Consider the following 25225-nt stretch of genomic DNA (forward strand, 5'->3'; position numbering starts at 1 on the left):
AACCCTTCAGCTCCAGTCGAGGACGACCTTGCCGCACTGGCCGGACCGCGCGATCTCGAAGGCCTCCTCCCACTGCTCGGCGGGGAAGCGGTGCGTGATGACCTGCGCGACGGCCGACCGGAAGCGCTCGGACGTCGCGATCATCTGCGACATGGCGTACCAGGTGTCGTACATCTCGCGGCCGTAGATGCCCTTGAGCGTGATCATGTGCGTGATGACCTTGCCCCAGTCCAGCTCGTAGGACTGGTGCGGCAGGCCGAGCAGGGCGATGCGGCCGCCGTGGTTCATGTTGGCGATCATGTCGGACACGGCCGGGGCGGCACCCGACATCTCGAGACCGATGTCGAAGCCCTCCTTCATCCCGAGGTGGGCCTGCGCGTCGGCGAGGCTCTCGCGCGTCACGTTGATCGTCAGGTCGGCGCCGGCGTGCTCCGCGAGCGCGAGGCGGTAGTCGCTCGCGTCGGTGACGACGACGTAGCGGGCGCCCGCGTGCCGCGCGATGGCCGCGGCCATGACGCCGATCGGGCCGGCACCGGTGATGACGACGTCCTCGCCGACCATCGGCCACTGCAGGGCCGTGTGGGTGGCGTTGCCGAGCGGGTCGAAGACGGCGCCGAGGTCGGGGTCGAGGTCGGCGGGCTGCACCCACGCGTTGCTCGCCGGGATGACGACGTAGTCGGCGAAGGCGCCGTCGCGGTTGACGCCGATGCCCTGCGTGCGGATGCACAGGTGACGGCGCCCGGCGCGGCAGTTGCGGCACGTGCCGCAGACGATGTGCCCCTCGCCGGAGGCCCGGTCGCCGACCTTGACGTCGGTGACGTCCGCACCGACCTCGACCACCTCGCCATAGAACTCGTGGCCGATGACGAGCGGTGGCGTGACCGTCGCCTGCGCCCAGTCGTCCCAGCCCGCGAGGTGCAGGTCGGTGCCGCACAGGCCCGCCCGCATGACGCGGATCTTGACGTCCGTGGGCCCGCACTCGGGCTCCGGTCGGTCGACGAGCGAGAGGCCGGGGCCTGCGGTCAGCTTGGTGAGTGCGCGCACGGGGAGAGTCTGCCACTGCCGATAATGGGTGCGTGCCCCCCTCACCCGAGACTCCGCACGTGAGTGTCCGCGTGGCCGACGCGCTCTCCCGGCTGCGCGCGGCGGGAGACCGCGTCACCCCGGCGAGGTATGCCGTCCTGCGCGTCCTGGACGCGGCCGACCTCGCCGACGAGCACCTCACGGCCGAGCAGATCGGGGCGCGCGTCGCGGACGTCGAGCCGAGCGTCCACCGGGCCACCGTCTACAGGACGCTCACCGCTCTCGTCGAGACCGGCGTGCTGTCGCACGTGCACCTCGGCGGCGCCGCCACCGTCTACCACCTCACCGAGCGGCCGGCTGCCGAGCACCCGCACGCCCACGTCCAGTGCCACGCCTGCGGACGGGTGCTCGACGTGGCACCCGACGTCTTCGACGGGGTGGCGGCCCGCCTCCGTGACGACCTCGGCTTCGTCCTCGACACGGGGCACGCAGCCCTGCTCGGCACCTGCCGGGAGTGCGCCGGCGGAGTCATCGCTCACACCTGAGCGCCGACCCCTCCCGCGGGGAGTTGACTGGAGTGGAGGCGCTGTCGCGCCCGGCGGCGCGCCACGAGGTCGACGGACTGGGGGCGAGAAGCATGGCCGCGATCGAGGTGCGGGGCCTGCGCAAGGTCTACGGGGAGGTCACGGCGGTCGACGGCATCGACCTGACGGTGGAGCAGGGTGAGGTCGTCGCACTGCTCGGCCCGAACGGCGCCGGAAAGACCACGACGGTCGAGGTCCTCGAAGGCTACCGACCCCGCGACGGCGGCACGGTGAGCGTGCTCGGCCACGACCCCGGCACCGGCGGCCGCGCCTTCCGCGAGCACATCGGGGTCGTGCTCCAGGACGCCGGCTTCGAGGACAGCTTCACGCCGCGGGAGCTGCTCCGGCTGCACGCCGGCTACTATCCGCACCCCCGGCCGGTCGCCGAGGTCATCTCCCTCACCGGCCTGGATGAGAAGGCCGACGCCCGGGTGCGCACGCTCTCAGGGGGTCAGCGACGCCGGCTCGACCTCGCCCTCGGCATCGTCGGCGACCCCGACGTGATCTTCCTCGACGAGCCGACGACGGGCTTCGACCCGTCGGCCCGCCGGCGGGCGTGGGGGCTCGTCGAGAGCCTGCGCGACCTCGGCGCGACGATCCTGCTGACGACGCACTACCTCGACGAGGCCGAGCACCTGGCCGACCGGGTCGTCGTCATCGACCACGGCCGGGTCGTGGCCCAGGGCACGCCCGACGAGCTGTCGGCAGCGGCCGGGGCCGCCACGGTGATCTCCTTCCGGCTGCCGACCGGTCTCGAGGCCGACGACCTGCCGGCGCTCGGGCTCGATCGCCGCGTCGCGGGCAGCGTCGTGGAGGTGCGCACCGAGACGCCGACGGCCGACGTCGCCGAGCTCGCGGCCTGGGCGCTGGGCCGCGGTGACGAGCTCGAGGCCCTGACACTCACCCGTCCCAGCCTCGAGGACGTCTACCTCGACCTCGTCGGTGAGGCCGGAGACGGCGAACCCCGGAATGGCGAGTTCGGCAACGGCGAACCGGGCGGGGCGGCCGGGGCGGCCGGGGCAGCCGCTCGTGGGAGGGCGGCCTCATGACCGCGGTCGCGACGAGGCCCGGAGCCGGCACCCGCCACCCGGGCGCCGAGGTCGCCATGCTCGGGCGTCAGGTCCGGCACGAGCTCGTGAGCCTGGTCCGCACGCCGGTGACCCTCATCCTCAGCATCGGCCTGCCCCTGCTCTTCTTCGTCCTGCTGTCCGCGCTCATCGGCAACGAGGTCATCGACCCCACGCAGGGCGTCCGCCTCGTCCAGTTCCTCGCCCCCGGCATGGCCTCGTTCGGTGTGGTCATGGCGACCTTCTCGTTCCTCGCCGTGGGACTGGCCGAGGCCCGGGCCACCGGCGTCGTCAAGCGCCAGGCGGGGACGCCGGTCCCGCGCTGGGTCCTCATCGGTGGTCGCGTCGGCGCGGCCCTCGTGCTCGGGCTCGTGTCCACGGTGCTCGTCCTCGTGGCCGGGGTCGCCTTCTACGGTCTCGTCGTGCCCAGCCGCTCGGTGGCTGCGGTGGTGGTGACCCTGCTGCTCGCGTCCGCGTGCTTCAGCGCCCTCGGCCTCGCGCTGGCCATGGCGCTGCCGACGATGCAGCTGACGCTGGCGGTGAGCAACGGGGTCGTCATCCCGCTCGCCTTCGTCAGCGACATGTTCATGGTCGGCGCCACGATGCCGCCGGCCCTGTCGACCATCGGCTGGCTCTTCCCGCTCAAGCACCTGACCGCACTCTTCTCCGACGCGCTCAACCCCTACCTCACCGGCAGCGGCTTCCAGGGCGGCCACCTCGCCGTCATCGCGCTCTGGGGCCTGTTCGGCGCCGCCGTCGCCACCGTGCTGCTTCGCCGCGACGAGGACCGTGCGCGCCCCGCCGGTCGTAGGTCACGCGCGACGACCGGCGCCGCGACCCACCGGCGGGCCGCCGACACCGTGCCGCGCCGGACCGGGTCGCCGTCCGTCGTCGCGCTGCTCGTCGACCAGCTGCGGCACGCGCAGGCCATCCTCTGGCGCGACGCCTCGTCGGTGTTCTTCGCCGTGGCGTTCCCCGTCGTGCTCGTCGCGATCATCCCGTCGGTCAACGGCGGTGGCGACCGGCTCATGCCGAGCGGCCTGACCCTCGGCACGTTCTACGCCGGCGCGATGGCGATCTACGGCGCCGCGGTGACGGCCTACGTCAACATGCCGCAGGGCGTCGCGGAGGACCGCGAGCGCAGCGTGCTCAAGCGGACCGGGGGCGCTCCGCTGCCGGCCGGCGCCTTCGTCGCAGGACGGGTTGCCGGGGCGGTCGGCGTCGCGCTCGTGACGGGTCTGGCCATCGCCGTCCTGACCGCGCTCGTCTACCGGCCCGCGTGGCCCGCGGGCCTGCCGGCCGCCGTCGTCACCCTCGTCGTCGCCACGGTCTGCTTCGCCGCCGTCGGGTTGGCCGTCATGACGTTCGTCCGATCGGCTCAGGCGGTCATCGGCGTCACGCTCGGCACGCTCCTGCCCCTCGCCTTCATCTCCGACATCTTCGTCGTCGGAGCCCAGTTCCCGACGGTGCTGGAGTGGCTCTCCTGGCTCTTCCCGCTGCGGCACGCCTCGGCAGCCATGACCGAGGCCCTGGGGCCCACGGTCGAGGGCACCGGCCTGGCGTACGGCCACCTCGCCGTCCTGCTGGCGTGGACGGCCGTGGCGGCCGTCGTGCTGGCACGCCGGTTCACCTGGGAGGCAAGGGAGTCCAGTCACACCGCCCGGACGTCGAGGAGGTAGCCCTGGGCAGGGCCGATCAGCGGGACGGGCAGGCCGACGCCGGTCAGCACCGCGCCCGGCACGACGACCCCGCCCTCGGCGAGGGCGGCGTCCCACCAGCCCGGTGCAGCGTTCTGCACGACGGCGGGCAGCCCGGCCTCTGAACGGACGCGGACGGCATACGCCCGCGTGGGGTCGAGGCCCGGGAGCGGCAGGGAGCCGGTCACCGCGTCACGTCCCGTCACGAGCCGGGCGATCGTGTATGCCGCGTGGCTGCGGTTCGCGTCGACCGTGCCCGTCACGAGCACCGTGCCGTCGGGGCTCTCGGAGCGCACGAGGTCACCGGTGTGCAGCAGCGGTCGCAGCTCACGCGCGAGCGACGTCCACGCCGTGAGCGCCTCGAGCTCGTCGTCGGAGCAGGTCGTGATGTCCCACTCCAGGCCCGGGTGGCCCTGCAGCGCCATGAGCATGCGGAAGCCGAGGTCGACCGTGCGGTGGGTCGTGTGCGCCGTGGCCGGGCCGATGTGGGTGCCCATCAGCTCCGCCGGCACGAGCAGGCTCGTCCAGCGCTGGATGCTCGCCCGCTCGAGCGCGTCGTTGCAGTCGCTCGTCCAGATGCGGTCGGTGTGGTCGAGGACCTCGAGGTCGACGCGTGCGCCGCCGCTGCTGCACGACTCGATCTCGAGCCGCTGGTGCCGGGCGCGGAGGTCGTCCAGCAGGCGGTAGTAGGCGAGGGTGTGGGCGTGCACGGCCGGGGCGTCGACACGCCGGCCGCCCGGGCCAGCGGGGTCGTCGACCGTGTGGACGGCCTCGAGCAGGTCGCGGTTGTGGTCCCACTTGATGTAGTCGATGCCGAGGTCGGCGACGAGCCCGCTGATCCGCTCGAGCAGCTGATCGAAGGCGGCCTCGTTGGTCAGGTCGACCAGCTGCTGCCAGCGCCACTCGCGCGGTGCCCCGGCAGCCGGGCGCAGCACCCACTCCGGGTGCTCGCGCACGAGGTCGCTGTCCTCGTTGACCATCTCGGGCTCGAACCAGAGCCCGAACTCGAGACCCAGGCCCTTCACGTGGTCCACGAGGGGGTGCATGCCGTGGGGCCACACGTCGGAGGAGACGACCCAGTCGCCGAGGCCGGCGCGGTCGTGGCGCCGGCCGCCGAACCATCCGTCGTCGAGGACGAAGCGCTCGACACCGATCCGGGCGGCCTTGTCCGCCAAGGACTTCAGCTGGTCGAGGTCAGTGTCGAAGTAGACGGCCTCCCAGGTGTTGAGCACGACGGGGCGCGTTCGCGTCGGGTGCACCGCGCGGGCCCGCAGGCTGCGGTGCAGGCGGCGTGAGAGGCCGTCGAGGCCCTCGGTCGAGTGGACGAAGACGACCGTCGGGGCGGCATACGACTCGCCGGGCAGGAGTCGGACCTCGCCGGGCGAGAGCAGCTCACCACCGCCGATCACGGCGTGGTGGCGTCCGGCACCCTCGGGCAGGGCCTCGACGAGGTGCTCGTGGTTGCCGCTCCACGCGGTGTGCACGGCCCAGACCTCGCCCGTGCGCCAGTCGAACCCACGCGTCCCGGCCATCATCAGCAGCGTCGCGTCGTGGCCGGTGCGGCCGCGCCGGCTCGCGCGCAGGTGGGTGCCGTGGTCGAGATGGCTGCGCTGCGGCGACCGCTCCCGGCACCAGCGTCCGGTCAGGTCGAGCACCTCGTCGGCGCGCACCGGTAGCGGCAGGATCGCCCGGAGCGCCGCCACGTCGAGCGGGACGCCGGCCTCGCCCGTGTTGGTCACGGACGCGTCGACGCGCAGCACGCCGTGCTCGTCGAGGCCGTGCCGGAGCTCGAGGCGTATGCCGTCCGGCGAGCTCGCCCGGGTCACGAGCGCGTCGCCCTCGACCTCGCAGGTGACGTCGTGCCACCGCACCGCGCCGGCGCCCCCGGCGCGGTGGCCGGCCCAGCCGGGCGTGCCCGACCAGCCGTCGGCCTCACCCGGGAGGACGGTGAGCGGCCAGGGCACGTCGAGCGCGCTGTGGGGGACGGGCGCCGTCGTGAGGGCGGGCAGGGCGGCATACGTGCTCGCCCCACCCTCGAGCGCGGAACCCCAGTGGACCACCTCGGGCAGCCCCGAGCCGCCGGGGCGCGGCTCGAGCACGAGCGCGGTCCCGGCGGACTCGAGGTGGACGGTGGTGCGGGCGGTCAGGTCGGCCTGGTCGGTCACGTCATCCCTTGGTCGCGCCGAGCGTTAGTCCGGCCACGAAGTGTCGTTGGAGCACGAAGAAGATCACGAGGGTCGGGACGGCGATGATCACCGATCCCGCTGCCACGAGGTTGTTGTCGGTGAAGAACTGGCCCCGCAGGTTGTTGATCGAGCTCGTCACCGGGAACTTGTCACCCTGCTGGAGCAGCACGGTGGCCCAGAAGAACTCGTTGTAGATCCACGTCACCTGCAGCACGGCGAGCGCAGCGATGGCCGGGCGGCACAGCGGCAGCGTGATCTGGAAGAACTGCCGCGTGACGCTCGCCCCGTCGATGACAGCCGACTCGTAGAGCTCGCGCGGCAGGGCCTTCATGTAGTTGCTCAGCACGAAGGCGCAGAAACCGATCTGGAACGCCATGTTGACGAGGATCAGGCCGACGAAGCTGTTGAGCAGCGTGCCCGAGTCGCTGACCCACAGCGGCACCTCGATGGCGCGGAACATCCGGTAGACCGGGATGAGCAGCGCTTGCGGTGGCAGCAGGTTGGCGGCCAGGAAGAAGCCGAGCAGCGCGAGGTTGAACTTGAACGAGAAGCGCGCGACGACGAAGGCGACGCAGCACGACAGGAACAGCGTGAGGATGACCGCCGGGACGGTGATGATCACCGAGTTCATGAAGTGCAGCCCGAAGTCACCCGCAGCCCAGGCGTTCGTGTAGTTGTCGAGCGTGAACCCGCCCCAGGAGATGTAGCCGTTCTTGGCCGTGTAGGCGTAGTCGCGGAACGAGTTGACCAGGGCGAGGAGCAGCGGGAAGAGCCAGATCAACGAGATGAGGGTCAGCATGACGGGGAGGAGCCAGCGGCGACCCGACGACGGGCCACCCTCCCGGGGTGCCCGCTGCGGACGGGTCTTGACGGCGAGGTCGGTCATCGGTCAGTCCTCCTTCATGGCGATGCGCAGGTAGATGACGACGAGCACGCTGGAGATGAGCAGCATGATCGTCGCGAGCGCCGACCCGAAGCCGATGCGGCTCGCTTCCCCGACGACGTTCTGCGTGACGAGCGCCGAGATGAGCTCGAGCCCGTTGCGCCCCTTGTTGATGACCCAGACGATGTCGAAGGCCCGCAGCGACTCGATGAAGGTCACGACGACGACGATGATGTTGATCGGCCGCATGACCGGGAAGACGACCCTGAAGAACGTCGTCGTCTCGCTGGCGCCGTCGATCTTGGCCGCCTCGCGCAGCGACGGGTCGACGCCCTTGAGGCCGGCCAGGTAGAGCAGCATGATGTAGCCGGCGTGCCGCCAGCTCGCGGCGACCAGGACTGCCCACAGGTTGACGTTCGGGTCGCCGTACCAGTCGGTCGTGCCTCCCGTGATCGCGTTGAGCAGGCCCTGGTCACGCGAGTAGATCAGCTGCCAGATGAAGCCGATGAGGGCCAGCGAGAGCACGACCGGCAGGTAGATGCTCGTCTGGTAGAACCGCGTGCCCGCCACCCCGCGGTCGACGAGCACCGCGAAGAGCATGCCGAGCGGGGTCGCGACGAGGAACAGCACCGCCAGCCAGATCAGGTTGTGCTGGATCGCCGGCCAGAACGGCGGGTAGATCGTCGCGATGTCCCGGTAGTTCTGCAGCCCCACCGGCTTGATGCCGGAGAGCGGCCCGATCCCGTCCCAGTTGGTGAAGGAGAGCAGGACCGTGCTGATCGCGGGGAGCCAGACGAGCCACACGACGATGAGCGTCGGCACGATGACCATGAGCCCGACGACGACCTTGTCGCGCGTCGAGAGCTGGTCGATTCCCTTGTACTTTCTCTTGCTCGCCATGCGGCTCGCCTCCCGTCAGGAACCGAAGATGCTCTTCTTCTGGGCCTGGATGCTCGTGCACAGGCCGTCGATGTCCTTCGGGTTCTTGATGAAGCTCTGGATCGCCGGGATCATGACCGTCGAGGCGAAGTCAGGGCGGGTGTCGCGGTCCATGAACTGCGTGATGGACTTGGCGGACTTGACGAACTCGGCCGACTTCTTCTGCAGGGCCGTGTAGCCGCTCGTGTCGGCGGTGCTGTTCGTCGCGATGACGCTCGGGTCGGCCTTGAGGGCGAGCAGCTGGGCCTCGGGCTGCGAGATGTACTGGAGCAGCTTCTTGGCGGCGCCCTCGTTCTTCGGCTTGGCGCTCATCATGTAGCCGTCGATCGGCGCCTCGACGGCGTCGGTGCCGATCGTCGAGTCGATCTCGGGGAAGCCGAAGAAGTCGAGGTCGTCCTGCTCGGCGCCCTTGGTGAACTGCTGGGCGAGGAACGAGCCGAGGACGTACATGCCCGACTTCTTCTGCTGGAGCGACTGCGCCGCCTCCTGCCAGGTGCGACCGAGCGAGTCCGCCTGGTGCAGCGGGAGGATGCCGGCCCACGTGTCGAAGACCTTCTTGACCTTGGGGTCGGTCCAGTCCTCCTTGCCGGCCATCAGGCTGACGTGGAAGTCGTAGCCGTTGACGCGCAGGTTGATCTGGTCGAAGGTGCCCATGGCGGGCCAGCCGTCCTTGTCACCGAAGGCGATCGGGTCGAGGCCGTCCTTCTTCATCTGCGCACCGAGGGTGTTGAGCTCGTCGAGGGTCTTGGGGACCTGGTAGCCCTTCTCCTTGAACACGCTCTTGCGGTAGAAGACCGCCCACGGGTAGTTCGTGATCGGCACGAAGTACTGCTTGCCGTCGGCACCGGTCGAGGCCTTCTTGAGGGCGTCGCTCATGCCGGTGATGTTCTTCCAGACGTCGGAGATGTCGCCGACGAGACCCTTCTCGGCGAAGAACTGCATGCGGTAGCCGGCGAACCACGTGAAGACGTCGTCCGGCGAGCCCTGCAGGTAGTTGTTGATGTTCTCCTGGAAGGAGTTGTGGTCGACGGTGTTGATCTTGACCGTCGTGCCGGGGTTGGCCTTCTGGAAGGCGTCCATGTAGGACTGGACGGCAGCCTTCGGCACCGGGTCCGACTGGTTGGAGCCGACGGTCACGGTGCCGGTCACGGCACCCGTCGGGACGCCGGTGCTGCTCGTGCTGCCGGAGCTGCAGGCAGCGAGGCCGCCCGCTCCGAGCAGGGCGCCGACACCGAAGGCGCCGCGCAGCAGGGTCCGGCGGTCGACGCCGCGGACGGAGGGGGGAACCATGCGGGCCAGGTACTCGGCCTCGTTCGAGGGGCGGGTCATTGCGGTCTCCTTTGACGCTGTGCCGGGTTCGTTGTTGGGCGGAGGGGACAGAGTCGAACATCCGTCACCAGAAACCTCCAACAACAAACAGAGGATGTCGGCGCCACGAGCCCCTGTCAAGGGATTCGTCGAGACCCACAGACGTCCGCGACCGAACCGAGACCAACCCATCGGCGATCGTCCCGGATTTACACCGTTGTAAACGGAATTCGTGCACCCAGTCGCCCACACGGACCGTCGGCGACGGTCGTGGACCGGCCTGCCGCGGGTCGGCGTTCGGCCGGCCGCTGCAGACGGGCCGGGTCCCGGGCGAGCCGGGAGAACTACCGCACGGCGGTGACGGATGTGTTTGAAAATGTTGACATCGCGCGGAGCGAAGCGACACCCTGTCTCCCATGCGCTCATGGCCGACGAAGACCCTGGCACTCGGTGGCGACTACAACCCGGAGCAGTGGCCTCGCCCTGTCTGGGACGAGGACGTCGCGCTGATGCAACGCGCCAACATCTCGTTCGTCAGCCTCGGCATCTTCTCGTGGAGCTGGCTCGAGCCGGCCAAGGGCGAGTACGAGTTCGAGTGGCTCGACACGATCCTCGACAAGCTGCACGCCGGCGGCATCGCCGTCGACCTCGCGACCGCGACGGCCACCCCACCCCCGTGGCTCTCCGCCGCCCACCCCGAGATCCTGCCCGTCGACGTCGACGGCCACACCCTCTGGCCCGGCAGCCGCCAGACGTGGTGCCCCACCTCGCCCGTCTTCCGCGAGTACGCCGTTGCCCTGACCCGGCAGCTGGCCACGCGCTACCACGAGCACCCGGCCCTGGCGATGTGGCACGTCTCCAACGAGTACGCCTGCCACAACCTGCCCTGCTACTGCGACGAGTGCGCACGCCACTTCCGCGCCTGGCTGCAGCGCCGCTACGGCGAGCTGGACGTCCTCAACGACGCGTGGGGCACCGCCTTCTGGAGCCAGCGCTACACCGACTGGGAGCAGATCCTGCCGCCGCGCCGGTCCACGACGTTCAACAACCCGACGCACGTGCTCGACTACAAGCGCTTCAGCTCCGACGCGCTGCTCGAGCACATGCGCGCCGAGCGCGCGGTGCTCGACGAGCTCTCCCCCGGCGTGCCGGTGACGACGAACTTCATGACGCTCGACCACTTCCGCCACCTCGACTACTCGCAGTGGACGCCCACCGTCGACGTCGTGAGCACCGACCACTACATCGTCGACGCGCTGGAGCACCCGCGCGCCGAGCTCGCCTACAGCGGTGACCTCACCCGCGGGCTCGCGGGCGGTGCGCCGTGGATGCTCATGGAGCACTCGACGAGCGCGGTCAACTGGCAGCCGACCAACCACGCCAAGGACTTCGGGCAGACCATCCGAGACGCGCTCGCCCACGTGGCCCGCGGCGCCGACACCATCGGCTGGTTCCAGTGGCGCCAGTCGCGCGCCGGGTCGGAGAAGTTCCACAGTGCCGTCGTGCCGCACGCCGGTGCCGACAGCGCCCGGTTCCGCGAGGTCGAGGAGCTCGGCCGCATCGCGGGTCGCCTCGGTGAGCTCGTCGGCAGCCGCGTCGAGTCCCGCGTCGCGATCCTCCACGACTACCAGGCGATCTGGGCTGCCGAGGGACCGTGCATGCCGAGCTCCGAGCTCGACGCCCTGACCGCGGCACAGGCGATCCACCGCGCGCTGCACGACCGCGGGGTCACGGCGGACGTCGTGCACCCCTCGGCCGACCTCACGGCATACGCGCTCGTCGTCGTGCCCCAGCTCTACCTCGTCACCGACGAGCACGCCGCCGGCATCGCGGCCGCGGCCTCGGCCGGCGCGCAGGTGCTCGTCACCTACTTCTCCGGGATCAGCGACGAGAACGACCACGTCCGGCTCGGCGGCTACCCCGGAGCGTTCCGCGACCTGCTCGGTGTCCGCGTCGAGGAGTTCTTCCCCCTCGGTCCCGACGGCACCGTCGCCCTGTCGGACGGCGACGGCACGTGGTGGAGCGAGGACGTGACCGCCCTGCCCGGCACCGACGTGCTGATGACGTATGCCGCGGGCCCCCTCGCCGGCCGCCCGGCGGTCACGCGTCGTGCCGGTGAGGGCAGCGCCGGATCCGCCTGGTACGTCAGCACGCTCCCGGACGACGCGACTCTGGGGGCGCTTCTCGACGACGTGCTCGGCGCTGCCGGCGTCGAGCCGGCCGTGGCGGGTCTCCCCCGGGGTGTCGAGACGACCCGGCGCAGTGACGGCACGACCTCCTGGCTCTTCCTGCTCAACCACACCGACGCGGAGCAGACCATCGCCGCGAACGGGTACGACCTCGTCGCGGACGCCCCGGTCGACGGCCCGGTCCGCCTCGCCCCCGGTGGCGTGGCCGTGCTCAGGGAGGACTGACGATGCTCGCCAGCCAGCGACGCTCGGTGATCCTCGAGCTCGTCGAGGAGTCGGGGGCGGTCAAGGTCTCGGACCTCGTGGAGCGGCTCGGCGTGTCCGACATGACGATCCGGCGTGACATCGAGCGCCTGTCGACCGACGGCCTGCTCGAGCGCGTGCACGGTGGCGCCCTCGCGCTCGGGGACACCCGGAGCAGCGAGGAGCCCGGGTTCACGGCGAAGTCGCTGCTGCAGCGGGCGCAGAAGCAGGCGATTGCCAGGGCCGCCGCCCAGCGCGTCGAGGTCGGCAGCGCCATCGGCATCTCCGCCGGAACGACAACCTACGAGCTGGCCCGGGCCGTCAAGGACATCCCGCAGCTGACGGTCGTCACGAACTCCGTTCCCGTCGCGCAGCTGCTCCACGAGTCCGGCGCGCCGGGACAGACGGTCGTGCTGACCGGCGGGGTGCGCACCCCCTCGGACGCGCTCGTCGGACCCGTCGCGGTCTCGGCGCTGCGCTCCCTCCACGTCGACCTGCTGTTCCTCGGCGCGCACGGCGTCGACGAACGCACCGGCCTCACGACGCCCAACCTCGTCGAGTCCGAGACCAACCGGGCCCTCGTCGCGTCGGCACGCCACGTGTGCCTCCTCGCCGACTCGTCGAAGTGGGGCACGGTCGGTCTCAGCACCTTCGCGGACCTCGCCGACGTCGACCTGTTCGTCACCGACGACGCCTTCCCGGAGCGCGCCCGCGCCGCCGCGCGCGAGGTCGTCGGATCCCTCGAGATCGCGGAGGCATGATGTCCACGCCCAGCCGGACCAGCATCCGCTTCACCTCGAGGAGCCTCGCCGACGGACGCGAGATCATCTACGTCGACGAGCCCGGGACTCCCGAGCGCACGGCCGAGGACCCGCGGCCGGTCGAGCCGCGCGTCGAGTCGGGCGAGCTGCGCCACGACGCGCTCGTCGACGACTGGGTGGCTGTCGCCGCGCACCGCCAGCACCGCACCTTCATGCCGCCCAAGGACGAGTGCCCGCTGTGCCCCGCCGGGCACGGCTCGGTGCCCTCGGAGATCCCCGAGAAGGACTACCAGGTCGTCGTCTTCGAGAACCGGTTTCCCTCGTATGCCGTCACCTCCGTCGGTGCCGACGCCCCCGACCCGACCGGGATCTTCGGCACCCGCCCGGCCGTCGGCCGCTGCGAGGTCGTGTGCTTCACGAGCGACCACGAGTCCTCGTTCAAGGACCTGCCCGTCGAGCGGGTGCGCACCGTCATCGACACCTGGGCCCAGCGCACCGAGGCGCTCGGGGCGATCCCCGAGGTCGAGCAGGTCTTCGCGTTCGAGAACCGTGGCCGTGAGATCGGAGTGACCCTGCCGCACCCGCACGGCCAGATCTACGCCTACCCCTACGTGCCCGACCGCACCAAGGCCCTGCTCGAGGCGGCCCGCCGCCACCACGAGCGCACCGGGCGGCTGCTCGGCGCCGACATCCTCGCCGCCGAGCGGGCCGACGGCTCGAGGGTCGTCGTCTCGGGGACGCACTGGACGGCCTACGTGCCCTTCGCGGCGCGCTGGCCCGTCGAGGTGCACCTGGCCCCGCACCGCGACGTGCCCGACCTCGTCGCCCTCGACGACGACGAGCGCGACGAGCTGGCCGTCATCTACCGCGACCTGCTCGGCCGCCTCGACCGCTACTACGTGGCCGAGGACGGGTCACCCGTGAAGCTGCCCTACATCGCCGCCTGGCAGCAGGCCCCGGCCCGGGTGGGGCGTGACGTCTCGCGGCTGCACCTGCAGCTCATGTCGGTGCTGCGCGGGCCCGGGCGCCTCAAGTTCCTCGCCGGGTCCGAGTCCGGCGTCGGCGGCTGGGTCAACGACGTCGCCCCCGAGAGGGCTGCGGCCCGACTCCGGGAGGTCGCCCCGTGAGCGAGCGCACCCCGGCCGAGGTCGTCGATGCGGTGTCGGCGGCTTTCGAGCAGACGTTCGGTGCGACGCCCTCAGGTGTCTGGTCGGCTCCGGGTCGGGTCAACCTCATCGGCGAGCACACCGACTACAACGGCGGCCTCTGCCTGCCGATCGCCCTGCCGCACCGGACGTTTGCCGCCGTGTCCCGACGCGACGACGGCGTCCTCCGGATGGCCTCCGCCCAGCAGGACGGCGTCGTCGAGGTCGCCCTCGACGACATCTCGGCCGAGCAGCCCGGCGGCTGGGGCTCCTACGTCGCCGGCGTGCTGTGGTCGCTGCGGCGCGACGGCCTGCCGGTCGGTGGACTCGACGTGCTCGTCGACTCCACGGTGCCGCTCGGGGCGGGGCTCTCGAGCTCGGCGGCCCTCGAGTGCGCCGTCGCGGCGGCCGCGAGCGACCTCTTCGACCTCGACCTGCTCGGCTCCGCCGAGGGGCGGGCCCGCCTGGCGGCGCGTTGCGTCGAGGCCGAGAACGAGATCGCCGGCGCTCCCACCGGGGGCATGGACCAGTCGGCCTCGCTGCTCTGCGACGAGGCGGCCGCCCTGCTGCTCGACTGCCGGTCGGGCGAGACGCGGCAGGTGCCCTTCGACCTCGACGCGGCCGGCTACGTCCTGCTCGTCACCGACACCAGGGCCGAGCACGCCCTCGTCGACGGGCAGTACGCCGCCCGGCGCGACGCGTGCGAGCGGGCAGCCGGCGAGCTCGGTATCGAGACCCTGCGCGAGGTCGACCCGTCCGGTCTCGACGCCGCGCTGGCGCGGCTCGACTCCGACGAGGTGCGCCTGCGGGTGCGACACGTCGTCACCGAGATCGAGCGGGTGACGCTCGCCGTCGCCGCCCTCGAGGCCGGTGACCTCGACGAGGTCGGGCGGCTCTTCGACGCCTCGCACGCGTCGCTGCGCGACGACTACGAGGTGTCGTGCGAGGAGCTCGACGTCGCGACGGCGACGGCGCGTGAGCACGGTGCGCTCGGTGCCCGGATGACCGGCGGCGGCTTCGGCGGGTCGTGCATCGCCATCGTCAGGGCCGCCGACGCCGACGCGGTTGCCGCGGCGATCGCGGCGGCCTTCGACGCCCGGGGCTTCACGGCGCCGGTCTCCTTCACCGTCGTCGCGAGCGCCCCCGCCCACCGCGAGCCCTGACGCCGGGGTCTGGGCATTAGACCAGCCGACCGGTCGAGTGCCCACTTTCCTTGCCGGCGCTCACTAGGGTGCGTGCATGACCTCGGCGACGACGCCGGCCTCGAGCCCGCCCCTGCCTGCATCGGTACGCCGTGGCTACGGCCTGGGCTCCGTGGCGACCGGGTCGTTCGGCACCGTGCCGGGGCTGCTCCTGCTCCCCTACCTCACCGACCGGCTGGGGGTGCCGGCCGCAGCGGCGGGGGTCATCGTCTTCGCTCCCAAGGCCTGGGACGTCGTGCTCAACCCCGTGGCCGGCCGCATCAGCGACCGCTCGACCCACCCCGACGGGCGCCGCCGGCCCTTCCTCATCCGAGCCGGGCTGCTCCTCGCGGCGGCCTTCGCGATTCTCTTCCTCGGCCCGACGGCCCCGCAGTGGCTGGCGGCGGGGTGGGTCGCAGTGGCCTACCTCGGCTGTGCGACGGCCTACAGCTTCTTCCAGGTGCCCTACGTCGCGATGCCGGCCGAGATCACCGACGACTACGACGAGCGCACGCGGCTCATGACGTGGCGCGTCGCGATCCTCGCGCTCGCGATCCTCGTCAGCGGCGGGGCGTCGCCGGCCATCCGCGACGCGCTCGGGCCCGACTGGGGCTACCGCGCCGTCGGCTTCTTCGTCGCTGCACTCATCGCACTCGGAGCCTGGGGGGCATGGCGCTGCACCCGGTCCGCGCCGGTGCGCGCGGGCGTCACGACGAGCGCGACCTTCGGTGACCAGCTACGGATCATCCGTTCCGACAGGCCCTTCCGGCTCCTGCTGACGACCTTCGTGCTCCAGGCGCTTGCGACCGGAGCGATGCTCGCGGGTGTCGACTACGTCGCGCGGTGGGTCATCGGCACGCCGCTCTCGGCGACGTTGCTCTTCGTCTGCTTCGTCGCGCCGGCACTCGTCGTGACCCCGTTGTGGCAGCGCTTCGGCACGGCCCGGGGCAAGCAGCCCGGCTACCTCGTCGCGTCGCTGCTGCTCGGCGGCGGGGCGCTTGCGCTGGTGCTGCTGCGGTCGCTGCCCGAGGCAGCGGTCTACGCGTGCGTCGCGGTCGTCGGCGTCGGATACGCCGGCGCGCAGATGTTCCCCCTCGCGATGCTCGCCGACGTCGCGAGCCGGACCGCCGAGGCGCGGACCCGAGTCGGGCTCTACACGGGGGTGTGGACGGCCGGCGAGACCCTCGGCCTGGCCCTCGGTCCCGCCGTGTATGCCGCCGTGCTGGCTCTCGGCGGCTACGTGTCGTCGACGGACGGGAGCGTGCCCCAGTCGAGTTCGGCCCTGACGGCGATCGCGCTGGGGTTCTCGCTCGTGCCGGCCGTCCTCGTCGCCGTCTCGCTGCTCGCCCTCCGCCGCTTCACGCTCTCCCCACCCCTCGCCTCGGCTGGTGGTCCGAGATGATCCCGCGCGCCACCCCGGTGCGGCCCTCAGCTCGACATGGATGCAGGAAGGACCTGATGAGCTCATGACGATGGACCACGACGAGATCCGGGCTGCCTTGGAGGCCATGCGGACCCGCGATCTGCCGACGCACGGCGGGCGGACGCTCGCCTATGTCTACGACTCGGGGCTGGCCTCGGCCGACGCCATCGGCCGCGAGGCCCTGGCGGCGTTCGCGTCGACGAACGGCCTGGACCCGACCGCCTTCCCTTCGCTGCTCCGGATGGAGAACGACCTCGTCGGCATCGCCGGCCGACTCGTCGATGCGCCAGAGGGATTCGCGGGGGTGGTCACTTCCGGGGGCACCGAGTCGATCCTCCTTGCCGTGCTCGCCGCCCGGGACGGCCGGCCAGACATCACGGCCCCGCGGATGGTCCTGCCGACCACGGCACACGCGGCCTTCCACAAGGCCGCGCACTGGCTGCGGGTCGACCCCGTCCTCGTCGACGTCGACCCCGTGACGAAGCGGGCCGACCCTGCGGCGATGGCGGCCGCGATCGACGACCGCACCGTCCTCGTCGTCGCCTCCGCACCGTCCTACGCCCACGGCGTCATCGACCCGGTCGGGCCGATCGCCGCAGCCGCAGCGGCGGCCGGTGTTCGGTGCCACGTCGACGCCTGCATCGGCGGCTGGGTGCTGCCCCACTTGCGCGCGTCCGAACAGGACCAGCCGGCGTGGACCTTCGCCGTCGACGGGGTCACGAGCCTGTCGCTCGACCTGCACAAGTACGCCTACACCCCCAAGGGGGTCTCGGTGCTCCTGCACGCCTCGGCCGGCCTGCGGCGCACGCACCTGTTCGCCTCGGCGCGATGGCCGGGCTACACGATGCTCAACACCACTGCCCAGTCGACGAAGTCCGGTGGCCCCGTGGCAGCAGCGTGGGCGGTCGTGCACCACATCGGCGCCGATCGCTACCGCTCGCTCGCCCGGGACGCGCGCACGGCGACGCTCGACCTCGCGGCTGCAGTGGACGGCATACCCGGGCTGTCTGTGGCTGCTGTCCCGGACTCGACCCTGCTCTCCCTCGTCACCGACGACTCGTGCGACGTCTTCACGATCAGTGACGAGATGCTCGACCGTGGGTGGTTCGTCCAGCCGCAGATGCGCTTCCGCGACCTGCCGGCCACGCTGCACCTGACCTTCAGCGCGGCGACGGCGTCGGCGTCGGACCTCATCGCGTCGGACCTCGCCGCGGCCACGGCTGCGGCGCGGGAGTCCGGGCCCGCCGCGCCCCCGGCGGAGCTCGTGGCGATGGCCTCGGCGATCGACCCGAGCACCCTCGACGAGGCGACGTTCGGTGGGCTGCTCACGGCGGCCGGCCTGGCCGGCGGTGACGGGCAGCTCGTGCTGCCCGAGCGGATGGCGCCGGTCAACGCCCTGCTCGACGCGCTGCCGCCCGAGCTGCGCGAAGCACTCCTCCTCGGCGTCATCGACAGGCTCGCACGCCCCACCCCGTGAGCCGGTCACGAACGCCAGCGGGAGCTCCCCGACCCCGCCTGCACCGGCAGCGACCGCGCTCGCCTGCGGCACCGCGCCGGAGCCTCTCGTCGACCGGGCCGGCACGTCGATCGCCGCCCATCCGGGAGCGATCTCCGCGACGACCTACGTCTTCGCCGCGACGACCGACACGGGTGACTGGTTCGTCCTGGGGATCGACCGGAAGTACGTGCACGACGACGGCAGCCCTGCGATGGGGCCGAACGGGGACCACACGCGCTCGCTGGCGTTGACCAACCAGGCCCGCACGACCGACGGGACCGTGGCGATGATCCCGCTGAGCGTCGACGTCTCCGACAGGACCCCCGTCTCGTGGGACCACGTCTCGTGGACCGGCGACACGCTCGCGGCCGGGAAGCGGGCTGCGCAGCGCGCGATCGCCTGCCTCGACGCGCGGCGGCGAGCATGACGAAGGCATGACGTAGGCATGACGAAGGCATGACGAAGGGCGGGCACCGTGAGGTGCCCACCCTTGTCGTGTCGATCGTGTCGACGAGGATCAGGCCGGGAGGATGAGTCCCTTGGTGGCCTTGGCGCGCTCGAGGCGAGCGGCGACGTCCTGCCAGTTGACGACGTTCCACCAGGCCTTGACGTAGTCGGCCTTGACGTTCTCGTACTGCAGGTAGAAGGCGTGCTCCCACATGTCGAGCTGGAGCAGCGGGATCTGGCCCACGGGGATGTTGCCCTGCTGGTCGAACAGCTGCATGATGTGCGGCCGCTCGGCGATGGTGTCCCACGCGAGGATCGACCAGCCGGAGCCCTGGATCGCGTTGGCGTTGGCGTTGAAGTGCGCCTGGAACTTCTCGAAGCCGCCGAAGTACTCGGTGATCGCCGCGGCGACCTCACCCTCGGGCTGGCCACCGCCGTCGGGGCTCATGTTCTTCCAGAAGACGGAGTGGTTCGTGTGTCCGCCGAGGTGGAAGGCGAGGTTCTTCTCCACACCGTTGAGGGCGGCGTAGTCGCCCGACTCGCGCAGCTCCTCCAGCTTGGTGACGGCGGCGTTGGCGCCGTCGACATAGGCCTTGTGGTGCTTGCTGTGGTGCAGCTCCATGATGCGAGCGCTGATGTGGGGCTCGAGGGCGGCGTAGTCGTAGTCGAGCTCGGGAAGCGTGTAAGCCACTTGTCGTTCCTTTCTGGAGACCATCCGGCTCCGTCCACTCTATGCCGCACCGAAGCGGTGCAGACAAGGTGTCCGTGCGCGGGGCTGTGGGTCACGTACCCACTCGGCCCACCCTCCGACTTCAACCCCGGTTGAGGTCAAATCGGCAGGGGCTCAGGCGTCGTCGTGTCCGAGGAAGGCCTCGAGGGTCTCGACGACGAGCCGGTGGTCCTCACGCTGGGGCAGACCCGAGACGGCGATCGTGCCGACGCAGCCGACGTCGCGGACGATGACCGGGAAGGCTCCACCGTGCGCGGCGTAGCGACTCGAGTCGAGGCGCGAGCTGTCCTCGAACGTCTTGCCCGCGGCACGGAACTCCTCGCCGACGTAGAGGGAGGAGTGGCCGTAGCGGTCGACGACGGCGCTCTTGCGCTCCAGCCAGCCGTCGTTGTCGGCGGTGGCGCCGGGCAGCGCGGCGTGGAAGAGGCGCTGGCCGTTGCGACGGATCGAGATCGCGACCGGGGCCCGCGCGGCGCGGGCCGCGTCACGCAGCGCGACGCCCAACGCCCAGGCCGTGTCGTCGTCGAACCGGTCGAACACGAGCCGTGCCTCCTGGTCGGCCAGCTGCTCCAGCGTCGGGTGCTCGGTCACGCGCGTGCCACCTTGCGGAGGGCGACGCCGACCAGCGTGAGGACGATGCCGATGCCGAACGCCATGAAGGCCACGCCGAAGGCCACGACCGAGGTGAAGAGCGAGGCACGCAGGAACGAGCCGGTCATGACGACCTGACGGTTCGGGTCGTCCTTCGGCAGCTCGGCGTAGGTCTTGCCACCGCTCGCCGCGAGGGCGTGCTTCTCGATGGTCTGCGCCTCGGAGTAGGCGGTCCAGGGAGAGTTCACCGGCTGCCCGGCGAACATCGACGCGTCCTCCGAGACGGTGATCTTCTCGCCGGCGAGCTGGGACTGCACCTGGTACCAGGTGAATCCACCGGCCAGGATCATGATGATGCCGAAGACGACGACGATGGTCCCGATGACCGAGACGGAGCGGAGCCGATCCGCCGTCGCGGAGATGCTGGGGGCGACGCTGCTCATGTGAGTCCTCCGAGGGGTGAGTTGTCTCGAGCCGTGTACGCGCCGCCATCCGAGGCGGCTGACCTCCACGCTAGGGCCTCACCACGGGACGTGGGGCCGGATGCGAATCACGTCTCGACTCAGGCGAGTCCGAGCAGGTCGCGCACGTCGTCGGCCGTGATGGCACCCGAGAGGGAGCCGCCCTCGTCGACGACGCGCTGGAAGAGGTCGCGCTTGCGCTCCTGCAGGGTGACGACCTTCTCCTCGATGGTGCCCGCCGAGACGAGGCGGTAGACGGTGACGGGTCGGTTCTGACCGATGCGGTGTGCCCGGTCGATGGCCTGGGCCTCGGCGGCCGGGTTCCACCACGGGTCGAGGACGTAGACGTAGTCGGCCTCGGTGAGCGTCAGCCCGAAACCGCCGGCCTTGAGGCTGATCAGGAACGCCACCGCGTCGCCCTCACGGAAGCCGCGCACGACCGACTGCCGGTCGGTCGTAGACCCGTCGAGGTAGGCCGTCGTCACCCCGGCACGGGTCAGAGCCGCCTCGACGATGCGCAGGAAGCCGGTGAACTGGCTGAAGACGAGCGCCCGGTGACCCTCGGCCGCGAGCTCGCGCAGCTGGTCGACGAGGAAGTCGATCTTGGCCGCGGTCGCCTTGCCGGCGTGGACCTCGTCGACGAGGACGGGGTCGAGGGCGAGCTGGCGCAGCCGCGTCAGGGCCGCGAGGATCGCGACGCGGTTGGACTCGGGGTCGTCGAGCAGGCCGAGGACGCGCTGTCGCTCGCGCTGCAGGTGCTGGTCGTAGATGTGCCGGTGGACCGGGTGCGGGTCCAGGGCCATGACCTGGATCTGCTTGGGCGGCAGGTCGATCGCCACCTGCTCCTTGGTGCGGCGCAGCATCAGCGGCCGGATCCGCCGGCGCAGCAGGTCGAGCAGCTCGGGACGCTCACCGGACTCGATGGGCTTGCGGTAGTTCTTCGTGAAGACGTCGGGTCGCGGGTAGAGCCCGGGCGCCGTGAGGGAGAGCAGCGACCAGAGGTCCATGAGGGAGTTCTCGAGCGGCGTGCCGGTGACGGCGACGGTGAAGGAGGCCCCGAGCCGGCGAACCGCGACGTGGGTCTTGGCCTGCCGGTTCTTGACGAACTGGGCCTCGTCGAGGATGACTCCACCCCACCGCACGCCGTGGAAGGCGGCGTCGTCGAGGCGCAGGACGGCATACGAGGTGATGACGACCTCTGCGCCGGCGACGACGTCGGCGAGCGGGACACCCCGTTTGCGCCCGGTGGCCGTGACGGTGACCGCGGCGAGATGCGGTGCGAAGGTCTCGAGCTCACCCATCCACGTGCCGACGACGCTCGTCGGCGCCACGACGAGCACGGGCCCACGGGCGTCGGGACCACCGTCGCCGAGCTCGCCGCGGTCGTGTGCACGGACGAGGGCCGCGATGACCTGGAGGGTCTTGCCGAGGCCCATGTCGTCGGCGAGGATGCCGCCGATGCGCGCGTCCCAGAGACGGGCCAGCCAGCGGTAGCCGTCGAGCTGGTAGGGACGCAGCGTCGCCCGGAGGTCTGGCGGGACCTCGGCGACCGGGCCGGACTCGAGCGAGCCGAGCGCCTCGACGTTGGCCGCCCACCGGGCGCTCTGCTCGTCGACGACGCCGAGGGCCACGAGCTCGTCCCAGAGGTCGGCGTGGTGGGCGCTGAGGCGCAGGCCCCCGGTCTCGGGGTCGGCGATGTCGCGGGCCTCCTCGATCAGGTCGCGCAGTCGGTGCAGCTCGGGCCGGTCGAGCCGGAAGAACACGCCGGAGTCGAGCAGCATGATGTCGTCGCCCCGGGCGAGCGCACCGAAGAGCGGCTCGAAGGGCACCTCCTCGCCGTCGACCTCGACGGAGACCCGCAGGTCGAACCAGTCGCCGGGCTCCGCCTCCTCACGCCGCTCGCCCGTGCCGAGCCGCACCACCGGCGCCGACGTGACCTCCTCGTAGTCGGGCACCTCGCCGTCGACGTCGACCGTCACGTGCTCGTCGGCCTCGAGCAGGGGCAGCGTGTCGACGACGAACCGCGCCGCGGCGAGGCCCGTGAGCACCACGCGGGGCACGAGGTAGGCGTGCCCACCGAGGTCGGCGCGCAGGGCTCCGGGGACCGACCGCAGCGACGTCGCCGCCTGCACGGCGGCCGACTCGGCGTCGCGGTCGCGTCCACCGACCGTGCCGAACCGCGCCGTCGTGAACGGTCGCGGCGTGCCGTCGTAGGCATGGCCGAGGTCGAGCCGGAGCTCACCGGGGACGTCACTGACGACCCGGACGTGGACCGTGACGACCTCGGGCTCGGCGTCCTCGGGCAGCTCGGGCGCCGGCAGCGGCACCTCGGACCGGACCCGCAGCCGCTGCCGCAGGCCGGGCACGACGGAGCGCAGGAACCGGCCGCGCTCGTCGGCGGGGACCCGGAGCCCGGCGAGCGCCGACGCCAAGGCGTCAGGGCCGAGGTCGAGCTCCTGCTCCAGGGGGACGAACGTCAGCGAACCCTCGTCCCCCTCGACCGCCACGGCGTGCACGGGGTCCCCGAGGTAGAGGCGCTCCCCGGTGGCGTCGGGTGGCAGGCCCTCGATCTCGACGTCGAGGTCGAGATCACCGCTGCCGTCGGCCGCCCGCTTGACGAGGAGCACGAGCGAGGCCGTGTCGTCGACGACGTGGACCGGCCCGGTGACGCCCTCGCCCGGCATCACCTCGATGCCGGCGGTGAGGGCCTCGCGCAGCAGCGGCCACACGTCGGGGCTCGCGTCGAGCGAGAGCGGCGGCGTCGCCGAGAAGTACGTCGTGCCGCCCGACCCGCGCCGGGCGACGTCGTGCAGGCGCCCCATGATCCGCTCGTGCTCGGGGAGGAACCGGATGCCGGGTCGCCACTGGGGCAGGGCGTCGTGCCACGAGAGGGTGCGGTGCCACATGCCGGCTCGCGTCCAGCGGGTAGGACGCAGGCCGTAGCTGAGCTCGGGCACGCCGCGACGACCCCGCTGGTCGCGGTAGACGGTGTCGACGAACAGGCCGGCGGGCATGAGGTCCCCGCGCGGCTCCGGACGTTCGACGGCGTTCGTCCGCTCTGGCTCCCGGGGGCGCACGTGACCGAAGACGTCGGCCCAGTGCGGGGGGACGACGAGCGGGGCCAGGTCGGCTTCAGCCGCTGCTGCGACCCCGTCGCCGTCGCCGTCGCCGGAGGCCGGTCGCGGCTCGACGACCTTGCCCTGTGCGACGTCACGCGCCGTGAGCATCAGGGCCACGACGTGCTTGCAGTCGGCGGCGACCGGACAGCTGCACCGGCCGCTCCAGAGGTGCGAGCGCCCCTTCGGGTGCGGGCGAGCCTCGATGATCGTCTGGTAGGTCTCGCTGCCGCTGCCCTCGATCGTGCCGAGCAGCATCATCCCGTCGGGGCGCGTGGCGAGCGAGCGCACCCGGCGCTCGACGGCGTACGCCTGCCCGCGGTCGAAGGTGCGGGTGCCGACCTGCTGGGCGATGTCGGGGTCGGTGACGTCGGCCACCCACGTCGCCCGACCCACGCTCCATGCCACCCCAGAACTCTACGTTCGCCCGCCGACAGCACAGCCCGTCGTCCACAGCGTCGTCGCGGCACGGCATACGCCGTCGGGCAGGATGGGCGCATGCCGAGCACGCCCGACGCCCGTGAGCTGACGCTCGCCGACTTCCCGGTCCACCGCCCCGTGACGACGCGGTGGTCCGACAACGACATGTACGGCCACCTCAACAACGCCGTCTACTACGAGCTCTTCGACTCGGCGATCAACGGCTGGCAGGCCGAGCACGTGAGCATCGACCCGATGACCGATGCGACGCAGGGTGTCGTCGCCGAGTCGTCGTGCGCCTTCTACGCCGAGGTCGCCTTCCCGGCGCCGCTCGTCGTGGGGATCCGGGTCGCGCGTCTGGGCACGAGCAGCGTCACCTACCAGCTCGGGCTCTTCGTCGACCCCGAGCGGAGCGCGGCGCCCGACCCCGCGATCAAGGCGCTCGGGCACTGGGTGCACGTCGAGATCGACGCTGCGACGCGTCGGCCGACCCCCATCCCGGACCACCTGCGCGCGCTCATGGAGACGGCGGTGGCGGAGGCAGGCCCATGACCGACGCGCTCGAGGAGACGTGGGAGGCGTGGACGGCGCGCATCGCGGCCGACCTCGCGGCACTGACCGAGGACGACTGGATGACGTTCACCGTCCACGTGCCGTCCCAGGCGTCGATCACGTATGCCGGCACGCGCGCTCCCCGTGGCTGGCGCCGGTCGGGTGGTCGGTCCGGTGGTCGGTCCGGTGGGCCGGCGCGCGTGCCCGACGTGTTCGTGCAGGTGCGCCGCCTCGAGGGCGTCCTCGCGCTCGAGTGCATCGGGGACACGGAGTTCGAGGGCCTTAGCGACCTGAGCCGCGACCAGCAGTCGGCGCTCGCGGACCTCGGCTGGGAACGGCAGGGCCGGGAGCCGGAGTTCAGCCGCACCTTCACCGACGGAGAGGCTGCGGCCGGCCTGGTGCACGCGAGCCTCACCGAGGTGCTCGGTGCCGCGACGCCGGCCGACGTCGACATCCGCCGCGCACCCCGTCCGCAAGGTCCCTGACCACCGATCGGTCGGAGACGGTCGGCCGCGGCCGGCGAGGGGGAATGACAGTCGGATATGCGATAGTCGAGTGTTGCTTGCAGGCGCGCCCCCGGTCCCGGACTCGTCACGATGGCGCAGGTTCGGCGTGCGTGTCCTCGGCCCGCACGGTGGCCGGCGCTGCCACCTCCCGCGTGCGGCGAGCCTCGCGGGAGCCCAGCTCAGGGCCGCGCGCCCCGGCGACACCCGGACGACACGTCGCCCGGGTGAGACAGCCGGCACGTCGTACCGCGACCCGGAACAGACGGAGCCCGACG

21 protein-coding genes are annotated in these 25225 nt (G+C 71.7%); 12 read left to right on the top strand and 9 right to left on the bottom strand.

Features of this window, described 5'->3' with window-relative positions:
* Nucleotides 1–6 precede the first annotated feature (6 nt).
* Nucleotides 7–1044 carry an L-threonine 3-dehydrogenase gene (gene tdh / locus ABD831_RS02975; protein ID WP_344941278.1) on the bottom strand — a complete coding sequence of 346 codons (1038 nt, stop codon included), beginning with the start codon at nucleotides 1042–1044 and terminating at the stop codon, nucleotides 7–9.
* A 59-nt stretch (nucleotides 1045–1103) separates the two neighbouring features.
* Between tdh and ABD831_RS02980 the strand changes: the two genes are divergently transcribed.
* The 3 genes from ABD831_RS02980 to ABD831_RS02990 all read left to right on the top strand — a co-directional run bounded on the left by ABD831_RS02980 (nucleotide 1104) and on the right by ABD831_RS02990 (nucleotide 4353).
* On the top strand, nucleotides 1104–1568 hold the full coding sequence (locus tag ABD831_RS02980) for a Fur family transcriptional regulator (RefSeq protein WP_344941280.1): 465 nt from the start codon (nucleotides 1104–1106) through the stop codon (nucleotides 1566–1568).
* Between the two features lie 92 nt (nucleotides 1569–1660).
* Nucleotides 1661–2656, top strand: coding sequence for an ABC transporter ATP-binding protein (locus ABD831_RS02985; protein ID WP_344941283.1), 996 nt, complete (start codon nucleotides 1661–1663; stop codon nucleotides 2654–2656).
* The gene (locus ABD831_RS02990; protein WP_344941285.1) at nucleotides 2653–4353 is read left to right on the top strand and encodes an ABC transporter permease; all 1701 of its coding nucleotides are present in this window, start codon (nucleotides 2653–2655) and stop codon (nucleotides 4351–4353) included. The genes ABD831_RS02985 and ABD831_RS02990 overlap by 4 nt, the downstream gene beginning before the upstream one ends.
* Here the strand turns inward: ABD831_RS02990 and ABD831_RS02995 are convergent.
* The 4 genes from ABD831_RS02995 to ABD831_RS03010 are packed head-to-tail and all read right to left on the bottom strand — an operon-like array spanning nucleotide 4326 to nucleotide 9708.
* Nucleotides 4326–6536 carry an alpha-galactosidase gene (locus tag ABD831_RS02995; RefSeq protein WP_344941287.1) on the bottom strand — a complete coding sequence of 737 codons (2211 nt, stop codon included), beginning with the start codon at nucleotides 6534–6536 and terminating at the stop codon, nucleotides 4326–4328. The two genes, ABD831_RS02990 and ABD831_RS02995, sit on opposite strands and share 28 nt — an antisense overlap.
* Before the next feature lies 1 nt (nucleotide 6537).
* Nucleotides 6538–7443 carry an ABC transporter permease subunit gene (locus tag ABD831_RS03000; RefSeq protein WP_142176246.1) on the bottom strand — a complete coding sequence of 302 codons (906 nt, stop codon included), beginning with the start codon at nucleotides 7441–7443 and terminating at the stop codon, nucleotides 6538–6540.
* A 3-nt stretch (nucleotides 7444–7446) separates the two neighbouring features.
* Nucleotides 7447–8340 (bottom strand): ABC transporter permease subunit, encoded by an 894-nt coding sequence (locus ABD831_RS03005; RefSeq protein WP_142176244.1) that lies wholly within the window; start codon nucleotides 8338–8340, stop codon nucleotides 7447–7449.
* Nucleotides 8341–8355: 15 nt separating this feature from the next.
* Entirely contained in the window at nucleotides 8356–9708 is a 1353-nt protein-coding gene (locus tag ABD831_RS03010; RefSeq protein WP_142176242.1) for an extracellular solute-binding protein, read from the bottom strand.
* Between the two features lie 395 nt (nucleotides 9709–10103).
* Between ABD831_RS03010 and ABD831_RS03015 the strand changes: the two genes are divergently transcribed.
* The 7 genes from ABD831_RS03015 to ABD831_RS03045 all read left to right on the top strand — a co-directional run bounded on the left by ABD831_RS03015 (nucleotide 10104) and on the right by ABD831_RS03045 (nucleotide 18554).
* Nucleotides 10104–12101 (top strand): beta-galactosidase, encoded by a 1998-nt coding sequence (locus ABD831_RS03015; protein ID WP_344941294.1) that lies wholly within the window; start codon nucleotides 10104–10106, stop codon nucleotides 12099–12101.
* A 2-nt stretch (nucleotides 12102–12103) separates the two neighbouring features.
* Nucleotides 12104–12880, top strand: a complete 777-nt coding sequence (locus tag ABD831_RS03020; RefSeq protein WP_185744574.1) for a DeoR family transcriptional regulator — start codon at nucleotides 12104–12106, stop codon at nucleotides 12878–12880.
* Nucleotides 12880–14007 carry a galactose-1-phosphate uridylyltransferase gene (gene galT, locus ABD831_RS03025; RefSeq protein WP_142178364.1) on the top strand — a complete coding sequence of 376 codons (1128 nt, stop codon included), beginning with the start codon at nucleotides 12880–12882 and terminating at the stop codon, nucleotides 14005–14007. The genes ABD831_RS03020 and galT overlap by 1 nt, the downstream gene beginning before the upstream one ends.
* Nucleotides 14004–15188 (top strand): galactokinase, encoded by a 1185-nt coding sequence (galK, locus tag ABD831_RS03030; RefSeq protein ID WP_344941297.1) that lies wholly within the window; start codon nucleotides 14004–14006, stop codon nucleotides 15186–15188. Before galT ends, galK begins: the two co-directional genes overlap by 4 nt.
* Nucleotides 15189–15264: 76 nt before the next feature.
* Nucleotides 15265–16608 carry an MFS transporter gene (locus tag ABD831_RS03035; protein ID WP_344941300.1) on the top strand — a complete coding sequence of 448 codons (1344 nt, stop codon included), beginning with the start codon at nucleotides 15265–15267 and terminating at the stop codon, nucleotides 16606–16608.
* A 64-nt stretch (nucleotides 16609–16672) separates the two neighbouring features.
* Nucleotides 16673–18106: a pyridoxal phosphate-dependent decarboxylase family protein gene (locus tag ABD831_RS03040; RefSeq protein ID WP_344941302.1), complete on the top strand. Its 1434-nt coding sequence runs from the start codon at nucleotides 16673–16675 to the stop codon at nucleotides 18104–18106.
* A 208-nt stretch (nucleotides 18107–18314) separates the two neighbouring features.
* Nucleotides 18315–18554, top strand: coding sequence for a hypothetical protein (locus ABD831_RS03045; RefSeq protein WP_344941305.1), 240 nt, complete (start codon nucleotides 18315–18317; stop codon nucleotides 18552–18554).
* Nucleotides 18555–18644: 90 nt separating this feature from the next.
* Here the strand turns inward: ABD831_RS03045 and ABD831_RS03050 are convergent, their stop codons facing one another.
* The 4 genes from ABD831_RS03050 to ABD831_RS03065 all read right to left on the bottom strand — a co-directional run bounded on the left by ABD831_RS03050 (nucleotide 18645) and on the right by ABD831_RS03065 (nucleotide 23880).
* Nucleotides 18645–19265: a superoxide dismutase gene (locus ABD831_RS03050; RefSeq protein ID WP_344941307.1), complete on the bottom strand. Its 621-nt coding sequence runs from the start codon at nucleotides 19263–19265 to the stop codon at nucleotides 18645–18647.
* A 153-nt stretch (nucleotides 19266–19418) separates the two neighbouring features.
* Nucleotides 19419–19895 carry a heme-degrading domain-containing protein gene (locus tag ABD831_RS03055; protein ID WP_344941310.1) on the bottom strand — a complete coding sequence of 159 codons (477 nt, stop codon included), beginning with the start codon at nucleotides 19893–19895 and terminating at the stop codon, nucleotides 19419–19421.
* A complete protein-coding gene (locus ABD831_RS03060) occupies nucleotides 19892–20338 on the bottom strand; it encodes an aromatic ring-opening dioxygenase LigA (RefSeq protein WP_344941312.1) in 447 nt (148 codons plus the stop codon). Before ABD831_RS03060 ends, ABD831_RS03055 begins: the two co-directional genes overlap by 4 nt.
* A gap of 119 nt (nucleotides 20339–20457) precedes the next feature.
* Nucleotides 20458–23880 carry a DEAD/DEAH box helicase gene (locus ABD831_RS03065; RefSeq protein ID WP_344941315.1) on the bottom strand — a complete coding sequence of 1141 codons (3423 nt, stop codon included), beginning with the start codon at nucleotides 23878–23880 and terminating at the stop codon, nucleotides 20458–20460.
* Nucleotides 23881–23970: 90 nt separating this feature from the next.
* Between ABD831_RS03065 and ABD831_RS03070 the strand changes: the two genes are divergently transcribed.
* Together ABD831_RS03070 and ABD831_RS03075 are read left to right on the top strand one after the other, a co-directional pair.
* Nucleotides 23971–24444, top strand: a complete 474-nt coding sequence (locus ABD831_RS03070; RefSeq protein ID WP_344941318.1) for an acyl-CoA thioesterase — start codon at nucleotides 23971–23973, stop codon at nucleotides 24442–24444.
* Nucleotides 24441–24929 carry a TY-Chap domain-containing protein gene (locus ABD831_RS03075; RefSeq protein WP_344941321.1) on the top strand — a complete coding sequence of 163 codons (489 nt, stop codon included), beginning with the start codon at nucleotides 24441–24443 and terminating at the stop codon, nucleotides 24927–24929. The genes ABD831_RS03070 and ABD831_RS03075 overlap by 4 nt, the downstream gene beginning before the upstream one ends.
* The last annotated feature ends 296 nt before the right edge of the window (nucleotides 24930–25225 follow it).

This window comes from Terrabacter ginsenosidimutans, assembly GCF_039539425.1.
Taxonomy (GTDB): Bacteria; Actinomycetota; Actinomycetes; order Actinomycetales; family Dermatophilaceae; genus Terrabacter; species Terrabacter ginsenosidimutans.